Here is a 10,868-nt window from a genome sequence, read left to right as displayed (position 1 = left end):
GGTTACATTCCGAACCCGGAAGCTAAGCCCTCCAGCGCCGATGGTACTGCACTCGGGAGGGTGTGGGAGAGTAGGACACCGCCGGACATTCTTTCCAGTCGAGGGCCGCCCCAATATGGGTCGGCCCTCAACTGCGTAGCGTCGAGTGCGGCGCAATCAGGAAGGATGTACCTGTGAGTTCAGGACCGCAGGACGGCGACCGTCCTCGACGTTACGAAGACCGTTCCGACCGACGCGGTGGGGCGCCCCGACGGGATGACCGCCCGCCGTACCGGGATCGGGACGACCGCTCGCGCGACCAGCGCGGCGGCTACGGCGACCGCCGTGAGGGTGGTTTCCGCACCCGCGACGACTCGCGGTCGGCCGGCGGCGGCCGGGACGGTGGTTACCAGGGCCCCCCGCGGGGTGAGGGCCGGGACTTCCGCGGTGGTGACCGTCGTGAGAGTGGCCCGCGTGAGGGTGGCTTCCGTGGCGGCGACCGTCGTGAAGGCGGTTTCGGCGGTGACCGTCGCGAGGGTGGCTTCCGTCGTGACGGGGATTCCCGGCAGGGCGGCTTCCGTGGCGGCGACCGTCGCGAGGGTGGCTTCGGCGGTGACCGTCGTGAGGGTGGTTTCCGTTCCGGGCCGTCTCGCGAGGGCGGCTTCCGTGGAAGCGATCGTTCTGAGGGCTTTCGTTCCGGGCCGCCCCGTGAAGGCGGTTCCCGTGAGGGCGACCGCCGTGAGGGTGGCTTCGGTGGTGACCGTCGTGAGGGCGGTTTCCGTCGTGACGGGGATTCTCGGCAGGGTGGGTTCCGCGGTGGTGACCGCGAGGGTGGCTTCCGTGGTGGGGACCGCCGTGAGGGTGGTTTCCGTTCCGGGCCGCCCCGCGAGGGCGGTTTCCGTGGGGGCGACCGTCGCGAGGGTGGCTTCGGCGGTGATCGTCGCGAGGGTGGCTTCCGTTCCGGCCCGCGTGAGGGTGGCTTCCGTCGTGACGGAGATTCCCGGCAGGGCGGCTTCCGCGGCGGCGACCGCCGCGACGGCGGCTTCGGTGGTGACCGTCGTGAGGGCGGTTTCCGCCGTGACGGGGATTCTCGGCAGGGTGGGTTCCGCGGTGGTGACCGCGAGGGTGGCTTCCGCGGTGGTGACCGTCGTGAAAGTGGCCCGCGTGAGGGTGGTTTCCGTTCCGGCCCGCCCCGCGAGGGTGGCTTCCGTGGGGGCGACCGCCGCGAGGGCGGACCGCGCGAGGGTGGCTTCCGCCGCGACGGCGAGACCCGCGAGCGCGGCTTCCGTGGCGGCGACCGCGAGGGCACCTTCCGCAGTGGCGACCGTCGTGAGGGCGGCTTCGGCGGGGATCGTCGCGAGGGCGGTTTCCGTTCCGGCCCGCGTGAGGGCGGCTTCCGTTCGGGTCCGCCGCGTGAGGGTGGCTTCCGCGGCGGCGACCGGACCGGCGGGTACGGCGACCGCCCGCGCCGGGACGACCGGCAGGGATCTGGGGACCGGCGTCGGGACGGCGGCTACGGCGGCGGGGACGCGTCGCGCGACCGCCGGGACGATCGGCGTGACCGGACCGAGCAGCAGGGGGCCGTCGCCCCGGCGCTGCCCGACGAGATCGTCGCGTCCGACCTGGACCAGGCCGTCCGCGCGGAGCTGCTGTCGCTGGCCAAGCCGGTGGCGGACACCGTCGCCCGGCACCTGGTCGCGACCGGCCAGCTGATCGACGAGGACCCGGCGGAGGCGCTGGCACACGCGCTCGCCGCCCGTCGGCTCGCGTCGCGCATCTCGGCGGTGCGTGAGGCGGTCGGGTTGGCCGCGTACCACGCGGGGGAGTGGCAGACGGCGATCGCCGAGCTGCGCACGTACCACCGGATGACGGGCCTGCAGAGCCACCTGGCCGTGCTCGCCGACTGCGAGCGGGCGCTCGGGCGTCCGGAGCGGGCGATCGACCTGTTCCGGGGGGCCGACCGGGAGAAGCTCGACCAGGCCGTCGCGGTCGAGCTGCTGATCGTCGCCGCCGGGGCCCGGGGTGACCTCGGCCAGAAGGACGCGGCCGTGGCCATGCTCCAGGTCCGCGAGCTGACCAACGACGCGGCCGAGCCGTGGGCCGCCCGGCTCCGGTACGCGTATGCCGACGCGCTGCTCGCCGTGGGTCGCCGCGAGGAGGCCCGGGAGTGGTTCTCCCGGGCGGCCGACGTCGACGCCGAGGGCGAGACCGACGCCGCCGAGCGGCTGCTCGAACTCGACGGGGTGCTGATCGAGGGCGACGACGAGGACGACGAGCCGGCCGAGGAGGGTGTCGACGCCGCCGCCGACGACGACGAGGACGGCGACGAGGCCGAAGACGCCGACGATGACGACGCCGACGGCGACGACGAGGACGATGATGTCGCCCCGGCGGCTGCGGACCGGACCGGGTCGGAGCCGGCGAAGACCGAGCGGGGCACCGAGCCCGCAGGCTCGCCCGAGCCGGGCGCGGACCTGCGGTGACGGCGGGCACCGGGGACCGGCTGGTCGACGGATACTCGCTGGTCGTCTTCGACCTGGACGGGGTCATCTACCTGATCGACCGGCCGATCCCCGGCGCGGTCGAGGCGGTGGGCCGGCTGCACGCCGAGGGGCGGGCGGTCGCGTACGCCACCAACAACGCGTCGCGGCGGGCCGGCGAGGTCGCCGACCTGCTCACCGGGATGGGTGTGCCTGCCGGCGCGGAGGAGGTGCTCACCTCCGCGGGGGCATCCGCCGAGCTGTTGGCGGAGCGGCTGCCCGCCGGCTCGCCGGTCCTCGTGGTGGGGGCGGAGGCGCTACGCGCCGAGATCAGCGCCGTCGGGCTGCGCCCGGTGTCCCGCGTCGACGAGTCCCCCGTCGCCGTCGTGCAGGGGTACGGCCCGCAGGTCGGCTGGGCGGACCTGGCCGAGGCGTCCCTGGCCGTGCGGGCCGGGGCCCTTTGGATCGCCACGAACACCGACCGGACCCTGCCCAGCGGGCGGGGACCGCTACCGGGCAACGGGTCGCTGGTGGCCGTGCTGCGTACCGCGCTCGACCGTGACCCCGACGTGGTCGTGGGCAAGCCCGAGCCGGCGCTGTTCGCCACCGCCGCCCGCCGTGCGGGGCAGGGGCGCACCCTCGTGGTGGGCGACCGGCTCGACACCGACATCGAGGGAGCCCGGCGTGCCGGGCTGGACAGCCTGCTCGTGCTGACCGGCGTCAGCGACGTACCGGAACTGCTGGCCGCCCCGGCGGCGCGCCGGCCGACGTACGTCTCGGTCGACCTCGCCGGGCTGTTCGACCCGGCGGCGGTGGTCCGGGTGCCGGGTGCCGCCGCGACGGGCGGCTGGTCGGTGCGCGCGACCGACGACGGCCCGGAGCTGACCGGTGCCGGCCGGCCGCTGGACGCCCTGGCCGCGCTCTGCGCCGCCGCGTGGGCGGACGGCGCGGGTCCGCAGGTCCGCGCGGGCTCGCCGGATGCCGAGGCGGCCCTGGCCGCCCTCGGCCTGGCCGGCTGACGCACCGAGCGTGGGCGCAGCCCGCGTCGCCGGCCCCCTCCGGGGCCCGGTGGCGCGGGCTGCGCCCGTCTCGGGGCCCGTCAGAGCAGCTTGCGGAGTTTCATCAGGTCGAACGGGTTCGCCTTGATCGACACCCGGCGGGACGCGATCGCCTTGGTCACGTCGAGCTCGCCGCGCACGAGGGCGAGCAGGTCGTCGCTGCTGGTGCTCAGGCCGATCTTCGCCTTCGGGTCGTCCCCGTCGGCCAGGTCGAGCAGCCGTCCGTCGGCGAGCCGGCCGTGGAAGGCGGTGCCCAGGTCGGTCACCCGGCAGGCCAGGGTGCGCTCCAGGTCGACCCGCTCCCGCACGGCGTCGGCGTTGCGGTCCAGCCGGGCGGCCAGATCCTGCAACGCCTGCCGGCACTCGTCCACGCTGGCCACTTTGTCTCCTCACGCACGCCACGTCCGTTTCCCGGCACCGTACCGCAATGGGCGTCCCACGGCGCCCGGTAGCGTGAGACCCGCAACCCCCCACCCCGTGGAAGGACTCAGGCATGCAGGACGCGTGGCGCGCCTACCTCGGACTGGCCATGGGCCTGACGGAGGCGCCCCGGAAGAAGGCACAGGACGTGGTGCGTCGGGTCGTCGGCTCCGGCGAGGCGACGGCAACCCAACTCCAGGCCCTCGCGGAGGAGCTGGTCTCGACCGGCGCGGCGAACCGGGAGGCGCTGACGAAGCTGGTGCGCTTCGAGGTGGACCGCGCGCTCGGCGCGGTCGGGCTGGCGACCGCCGACGAGGTGGCCGAGCTGACCCGCCGGGTGCACGAGCTGGAGCGTCAGCTGCGGGAGGCCCGGGCCGGCCTCGCCGAACCCGCCCCGCCGTCGCCCGCCCCGCAGCCGGCCGGGTCGGAGCCAACCGGGACGGAGCCAACCGGGACGGAGCCAACCGGGTCGGAGCCGGCCGGGTCGCCTGCTCCCGTCGCGAAGAAGGCCGTGGCGAAGAAGACGGTCGCGAAGAAGGCCGTCGCCCGGAAGCCACCCGCCACGGTCATCCCCGCCGGGTCGGAGGAGGCCGTGGCGGAGCCGGCCCGCCCGGCGAAGAAGGCACTGGCCCGCAAGCGGCAGCCGGGCGGTGCGGCGTGAGCGTACCCGTGCCGGGTCGGGGCCGGCGGTGAGCGGGCCGTTCCGGCCGGGCCCACCGCCCGGCGGCCGGCCCGCGCCGCCGCCCGGGCCCCGGCCGGGCCCTCCGCCTCGTCCGGTGACCGACGTCGACGACGGCGACGCCCGGCACCCGGCCGTGGACGCCGTCGTGCAGGCGATGGCGAATGCCGCGTCGCTCTCCCCGGCCGACCAGATCCCGCAGTACGAGGCGGCGTACCAGACGCTGCGGGAGACCCTCGCCACCATCGACCAGTCCTGACCGACCGGAGATCCACCCCCATGGCACGTCGCAACCGGCTCGACGCCGAACTCGTCCGCCGCGGTCTGGCCCGTTCCCGCGAGCAGGCCGCCGCGCTGGTCGAGGCCGGCCGGGTCCAGCTTCGCGGGGTGCCGGCCCGTAAGGCCGCCGCGCTGGTCGACCCCGCGGATCCGCTGCTGGTCACCGGCGCCGATCCCACCTCGGAGTACGTCTCCCGGGGCGGCCACAAGCTGGCCGGCGCGCTGGCCGCGTTCACCCCGGGTGGGCTGCGGGTGGCGGGCCGGCGCTGCCTCGACGCCGGCGCGTCGACGGGCGGCTTCACCGACGTGCTGCTGCGCGCCGACGCGGCCGAGGTCGTCGCCGTGGATGTCGGCTACGGGCAGCTCGCGTGGGCGCTGCGCACCGACGACCGGGTACGGGTGTTCGAGCGGACCAACGTCCGCACGCTGACCCCGGAGGCGATCGGCGGACAGGTCGACCTGACGGTGGCGGACCTGTCGTTCATCTCGCTGCGGCTGGTGCTGCCGGCGCTGGCCGCCTGCACCCGGGCCGACGGCGACCTGGCGCTGATGGTGAAGCCCCAGTTCGAGGTCGGCAGGGAGCGTGTCGGCGCGGGCGGCGTCGTGCGCGATCCGGCGCTGCGCGCCGAGGCGGTCCTGGACGTGTCGGCGGCGGCGGCCCAGCTCGGGCTGGGGCTCGCCGGCGTGACCGCCAGCCCGCTGCCGGGGCCCAGCGGCAACGTCGAGTTCTTCGTATGGTTACGCCGGGGCGCGCCGGCGGCCGACCCGGAGCTGGTGCGGGCCGTCGTGGCGGCCGGCCCGCAGGGCGCGACCCCTTCCGGTGAGGTGCCGGACGGGGCCCCGGAGGAGGTGGCAGGGTGAGCGCGAGGAGTGAGCTTGCGAGCCCCGCAGTCGCGAACGGAAGGTGGATCCGTTGAGTCGTACCGCGCTGCTGGTGACGCACACCGGCCGGCGTCGCAGCACGGAGCACGCCCGGGCGGTCGCGGCGGACCTGATCGCCGCGGGGTTCGAGGTGCGGGTGGTGGCCGAGGAGGCCGACGACCTGGACCTGCCGGGCGTGGTGCCGGTGACGGGGCCGGAGGCCGCCGAGGGGGCCGAGATCGTCTTCGCCCTGGGCGGGGACGGCACGTTCCTGCGCGCCGCGGAGCTGGCCCGGCCGGCGAAGGTGCCGCTGCTCGGCATCAACCTGGGCAAGGTCGGCTTCCTCGCCGAGGCGGAGATCGACGACCTGGACGTGGCGGTGCGCGACGTGGTGGACCGCAACTACACGGTGGACGAGCGGCTCACCCTCGACGTGACGGCCCAGTTCGACGGCGGCCCGACGATCGAGTCCTGGGCGCTCAACGAGATCAGCGTCGAGAAGGGCGAGCGGGCCCAGATGCTGGAGTTGCTGGTCGACGTGGACGGCCGCCCGCTGTCCCGGTACGGCTGCGACGGTGTGGTCTGCGCGACCCCGACGGGCTCGACGGCGTACGCGTTCTCCGGCGGCGGGCCGGTGGTCTGGCCGGAGGTGGAGGCGTTGCTGCTGGTCCCGATCAGCGCGCACGCGCTGTTCAGCCGGCCGTTGGTGACCGCGCCGACGTCGACGTTCTCGATCACGGTGGACCCGTTCACCACCCTCGCCGTGCTGTGTTGCGACGGCCGGCGCGTCTACGACCTGCCGCCGGGGGCGCAGGTGACGGTGCGGCGCGGCGCGCTGCCGGTGCGGGTGGTGCGGTTGCGGGCCCGGTCGTTCACCGACCGGTTGGTGGCGAAGTTCGGGTTGCCGGTGCACGGCTGGCGGGGCAACCGCAGGTGAGCGACGTCTCCGGGGCGGCCCGGCGGCGCTGGTCGACCGCTGCTCGGCGGGCGTTCCCGCGGGAGTGACGGGCCGGCCGTCGGCGGGCGGTCGCCGCGTCCCGGCCGTGCCGGCTGGTCAACTGTCGGGGCCCGCGTCTACTGTCGGGTGCTGTGCTGGAAGAGCTGCGCATCACCGGACTGGGCGTCATCGAGGACACCACGCTGCCGTTGGCCGGCGGGATGAACGTCATCACCGGGGAGACCGGTGCGGGCAAGACGATGGTGGTGACCGGCCTCGGCCTGCTCTTCGGCGGCCGGGCCGACGCGGGCCGGGTGCGGGCCCAGCCGGGTCGGGCGGTGGTCGAGGGGCGGCTGCGGCTCGGCGGCCGGGTGGCCGCCGCCGTGCACGCCCGGGTCACCGACGCCGGTGGGGAGCCCGACGACGACGGTTCGCTGTTGCTGAGCCGCACGGTCACCGTGGAGGGTCGCTCGCGGGCGCACCTGGGCGGGCGCGGCATGCCGGTGGCGATGCTGGGCGAGGTCGGCGAGCAGGTGGTGGCGGTGCACGGGCAATCCGACCAGTTGCGCCTGCTGCGGCCGGCCGAGCAGCGGGCGGCGCTGGACCGGTTCGCCGGCCCGGAGCACGAGAAGCTGCTCGACGCGCTGCGGGAGGCGTACGCCCGGTGGCGGGCGGTGGTCGACGACCTGGCCGACCGGCGGCGCAACGCCCGGGCCCGCCATCAGGAGGCCGACCTGCTCCGGCTGGGGCTCGACGAGATCAGCCGGGTGGATCCGCAGCCGGGCGAGGACGACGAGTTGCGGGCCGAGGCGCAGCGCCTGGAGCACGCGGAGGGGCTGCGCACGGCGGCGCAGACGGCGCACCACTGCGTCGCGGGCGGCACCGAGCCGACCGACGAGACGCCGGACGCCACGGCGCTGCTGGGGCTGGCCCGGCGCACCCTGGAGGCGCAGGCGGGCACCGATCCGGCCCTGGGTGACCTGGCGGCCCGGTTGGAGGAGGCGGCGACGCTGGTCGCGGACGTGTCGGCGGAGCTGTCGGCGTATCTGGCGGCGCTGGACGCGGATCCGGCCCGGTTGCAGGTCGTCTACGAGCGGCGGGCGGCGCTGCGGGCGTTGACCCGCAAGTACGCCGACGACGTCGACGGGGTGGTCGCCTGGGCGGAGCGGGCCCGGGAGCGGCTGTCCGATCTGGACACTTCCGACGAGGCGTTGGACGAGCTGGACCGGGAGGCCGCCCGGCTGGCCGGTGAGGTGGCCGAGCTGGCCGGGCGGGTGTCGGTGTCCCGACAGGAGGCGGCGTCCCGGTTCGCCGAGCAGGTGACGGTCGAGCTGGCCGGGTTGGCGATGCCGCACGCCCGCATCGAGGTGGCGGTGCTGCCCCGGCCGGCGGGCAGGTCGGAGCCGAGCCTGGCGGTCAACGGCGTGGAGGTGGGCGTCGGCCCGGACGGCGGCGACGAGGTGGAGCTGCGGCTGCTGGCGCATCCGGGTGCCCCGTCGTTGCCGTTGCAGCGGGGCGCGTCCGGCGGCGAGCTGTCCCGGGTGATGCTCGCCATCGAGGTGGTGTTCGCGGGCTCGGGTGGCCCGCCGACCCTGGTCTTCGACGAGGTCGACGCGGGCGTGGGCGGTCAGGCGGCGGTGGAGATCGGCCGGCGGCTGGCCCGGCTGGCGCGCAGCCACCAGGTGCTGGTGGTCACCCACCTGCCGCAGGTGGCGGCGTTCGCCGACCGGCACCTGGTGGTGGCGAAGGACACGGGTGGCGCGGTGACCACCAGCGGGGTGAGGGTGGTGGAGGACACCGAGCGGGCCCGGGAGCTGGCCCGGATGCTGGCGGGTTTGCCGGATTCGGATCTGGGTATCGCTCACGCCGAGGAGCTGTTGGCCGTGGCGGCGCGCGAAAGGCGGCCGTGACGGCGGGTATTGTGAGCGCGCGCACACCGTGGCGCGCTCCGGTGTGTTTCCCTGGGTAGGCGGCCCTGCTCAGGCATGTCGCGACAGAAAAGCCTGCCTCACATGCCAGGATGGTCACGATGCGTCTACCCACGTTGCGCCGGACCCGTAACACCGAGCCGGACACACTCCTCGGCACCGCGCGCCTCGACCGCCGGACGAAGCGCCTGGTCGGCCGGCTGCGTCCGGGCGACATCGCGGTCATCGACCACGTCGACCTGGACCGGGTGGCGGCCGATTCGCTGGTGGCGGTCGGTGTCGCCGCCGTCCTCAACGCGAAGCCGTCGGTCTCCGGCCGGTACCCGAACCTCGGCCCGGAGGTGCTGGTGACCGCCGGCATCCCGCTCCTGGACGACCTGGGCGAGGGGATCTTCGAGCGGGTCCGGGAGGGCGACACCGTCCGGATCGAGGGCAACACGGTTTTCGTCGGCGGCGAGCCGGTCGCGCACGGCGCGTTGCAGGACGCCGAGTCGGTGGCGAAGGCGATGGCCGACGCCCGCGAGGGGCTGTCGGTGCAGTTGGAGGCGTTCGCCGCCAACACGATGGACTACCTCAAGCAGGAGCGTGACCTGCTCCTCGACGGCGTCGGCGTGCCGGAGATCCAGACCCAGATCCAGGGTCGGCACTGCCTGATCGTGGTCCGCGGCTACGACTACAAGGCCGACCTGGACGTGCTGCGGCCGTACATCCGGGAGTTCAAGCCGGTGCTGATCGGCGTGGACGGCGGGGCGGACGCGCTGGTCGAGGCCGGCTACACCCCCGACATGATCATCGGGGACATGGACTCGGTGACCGACGACGTGCTGCGCTGCGGCGCCGAGGTGATCGTGCACGCCTACCCCGACGGGCGGGCCCCGGGCCTGCCCCGGGTCACCGGGCTGGGCGTCGAGGCGATCACCTTCCCGGCGGCGGCCACCAGCGAGGATCTGGCGATGCTGCTGGCCGACGAGAAGGGGGCCTCGCTGCTGGTGGCGGTCGGCACGCACGCCACCCTGGTCGAGTTCCTGGACAAGGGCCGGGGCGGGATGGCTTCGACGTTCCTCACCCGGCTCAAGGTCGGCGGGAAGCTGGTGGACGCCAAGGGCGTGAGCCGGCTCTACCGGCAGAGCATCTCCGGCTCCTCGCTGCTGCTGCTGGTCCTGTCGGCGGTGGCGGCGATGGCCTCGGCCGTGGCGGTCTCCACCGTCGGCAAGGCGTACCTGGGCGTGGTCAGCGAATGGTGGAACAATTTCGTGTTCCAGCTCGGCCAGCTCTTCTAGCTCCCCGACCGATCAAGAGGCTGCAAGCGTGATCAACTTCCGCTACCACGTGGTGTCCCTGACCGCGGTCTTCCTGGCGCTCGCCATCGGCCTGGTCGTCGGCACGGCCGCCCTCAACGGCCCGGTCGCCGACTCGCTCAAGGAGCGGGTCAACGGGCTGAGCAAGGACAACCAGCAGATGCGCCAGGCGGTCAACAACATGCAGAAGGAGATCGAGCTGGAGGAGCAGTTCGCCGCGGAGATCGCCCAGGTCGTCCTGCCGGGCAAGCTCACCGGTCGCCGCGTGCTGCTGCTCACGCTGCCCAGCGGGCGCGAGCACACCGAGGGCGTGCTCAAGATGCTCCAAATCGGCGGCGCCCAGCTCACCGGCCGGGTCGACCTGCAGGACAAGTTCATCAACCCGGACAACAACAACAACCTGATGGAGCTGGCCGTGACCGCCGCCCGGCCGAGCGCCCCCGCCTCGGGGCTGCCCGGCAACGGGCATGGGGTGGAGACGTCCAGCGCCCTGCTGGCCAGCGTGCTGCTCGACCGCGCCGCCGGCGCGACCCCGGTGACCGAGGCAGACCGCCGGTCGGTGCTGGCGTCGTACAGCAACGCCGGTTACCTGACCACCGACGAGAAGGTGACCGGGCCCGCCGAGGCGGTGGTGCTGGTCAGCGGCCAGCCGTACGTGGACAAGGACTCCGCGAAGAAGGACGAGTCGGTGGTCAAGGTCGCCGAGCAGTTCGACCGGACGGGGGCGATCGTGGTGGCCGGCAACGGCTCGGCCGGCGGCAACGTCGTCGCGGTCGTCCGGGGCGACCCGGTGCTGTCGCAGACCATCTCCACCGTCGACGACGCCAACACCACCCAGGGGCAGCTGGTCACCACCCTCGCCCTGGTGCAGCAGCTCGTGGAGAAGAAGGCCGGCCAGTACGGCGTGGGCGACAACGCGTCCGCGCTGCTGCCTAGACTGCCCCAGTGA

11 protein-coding genes and 1 rRNA gene are annotated in these 10,868 nt (G+C 74.5%); 10 read left to right on the top strand and 2 right to left on the bottom strand.

Features of this window, described 5'->3' with window-relative positions; genetic code table 11:
• A 5S ribosomal RNA gene (rrf, locus tag ACFYWL_RS15350) occupies window positions 1-87 on the top strand; the annotation flags it as partial.
• 92 nt (window positions 88-179) lie between these two features.
• On the opposite strand, the gene ACFYWL_RS15345 is transcribed toward rrf, so the two are convergent.
• Complete coding sequence (locus ACFYWL_RS15345) at window positions 180-1,670, bottom strand: hypothetical protein (RefSeq protein ID WP_386972597.1); 1,491 nt, start codon at window positions 1,668-1,670, stop codon at window positions 180-182.
• Here ACFYWL_RS15345 and ACFYWL_RS15340 point away from each other — a divergent pair.
• Complete coding sequence (locus ACFYWL_RS15340) at window positions 1,647-2,462, top strand: Replicase polyprotein 1ab (protein ID WP_386972594.1); 816 nt, start codon at window positions 1,647-1,649, stop codon at window positions 2,460-2,462. The two genes, ACFYWL_RS15345 and ACFYWL_RS15340, sit on opposite strands and share 24 nt — an antisense overlap.
• The gene (locus tag ACFYWL_RS15335) at window positions 2,459-3,478 is read left to right on the top strand and encodes an HAD-IIA family hydrolase (protein ID WP_386972591.1); all 1,020 of its coding nucleotides are present in this window, start codon (window positions 2,459-2,461) and stop codon (window positions 3,476-3,478) included. Before ACFYWL_RS15340 ends, ACFYWL_RS15335 begins: the two co-directional genes overlap by 4 nt.
• Window positions 3,479-3,558: 80 nt before the next feature.
• On the opposite strand, the gene ACFYWL_RS15330 is transcribed toward ACFYWL_RS15335, so the two are convergent.
• Window positions 3,559-3,897, bottom strand: coding sequence for an SCP2 sterol-binding domain-containing protein (locus tag ACFYWL_RS15330; protein ID WP_386972588.1), 339 nt, complete (start codon window positions 3,895-3,897; stop codon window positions 3,559-3,561).
• A gap of 113 nt (window positions 3,898-4,010) precedes the next feature.
• On the opposite strand from ACFYWL_RS15330, the gene ACFYWL_RS15325 reads away from it, so the two are divergent.
• From ACFYWL_RS15325 to ACFYWL_RS15295, 7 genes are all read left to right on the top strand, one after another.
• Window positions 4,011-4,598 carry a hypothetical protein gene (locus ACFYWL_RS15325; protein ID WP_386972586.1) on the top strand — a complete coding sequence of 196 codons (588 nt, stop codon included), beginning with the start codon at window positions 4,011-4,013 and terminating at the stop codon, window positions 4,596-4,598.
• Between the two features lie 28 nt (window positions 4,599-4,626).
• On the top strand, window positions 4,627-4,875 hold the full coding sequence (locus tag ACFYWL_RS15320; protein ID WP_386972583.1) for a hypothetical protein: 249 nt from the start codon (window positions 4,627-4,629) through the stop codon (window positions 4,873-4,875).
• 20 nt (window positions 4,876-4,895) lie between these two features.
• Window positions 4,896-5,756 carry a TlyA family RNA methyltransferase gene (locus ACFYWL_RS15315; RefSeq protein WP_386972580.1) on the top strand — a complete coding sequence of 287 codons (861 nt, stop codon included), beginning with the start codon at window positions 4,896-4,898 and terminating at the stop codon, window positions 5,754-5,756.
• Between the two features lie 52 nt (window positions 5,757-5,808).
• Window positions 5,809-6,693 carry an NAD kinase gene (locus ACFYWL_RS15310; protein ID WP_043969399.1) on the top strand — a complete coding sequence of 295 codons (885 nt, stop codon included), beginning with the start codon at window positions 5,809-5,811 and terminating at the stop codon, window positions 6,691-6,693.
• Window positions 6,694-6,845: 152 nt separating this feature from the next.
• On the top strand, window positions 6,846-8,603 hold the full coding sequence (recN, locus tag ACFYWL_RS15305) for a DNA repair protein RecN (protein ID WP_386972576.1): 1,758 nt from the start codon (window positions 6,846-6,848) through the stop codon (window positions 8,601-8,603).
• 119 nt (window positions 8,604-8,722) lie between these two features.
• The gene (gene steA, locus ACFYWL_RS15300; protein ID WP_386972574.1) at window positions 8,723-9,901 is read left to right on the top strand and encodes a putative cytokinetic ring protein SteA; all 1,179 of its coding nucleotides are present in this window, start codon (window positions 8,723-8,725) and stop codon (window positions 9,899-9,901) included.
• 28 nt (window positions 9,902-9,929) lie between these two features.
• Window positions 9,930-10,868 carry a copper transporter gene (locus ACFYWL_RS15295; protein WP_386972571.1) on the top strand — a complete coding sequence of 313 codons (939 nt, stop codon included), beginning with the start codon at window positions 9,930-9,932 and terminating at the stop codon, window positions 10,866-10,868.

Origin of the sequence: Micromonospora sp. NPDC002575 (assembly GCF_042889525.1) — a bacterium.
In the GTDB taxonomy this organism is placed as follows: Bacteria; Actinomycetota; Actinomycetes; order Mycobacteriales; family Micromonosporaceae; genus Micromonospora; species Micromonospora carbonacea.
The sequence above is the reverse complement of the archived record's forward strand: the minus strand, read 5'-3'. Positions and strand labels throughout refer to the sequence as shown.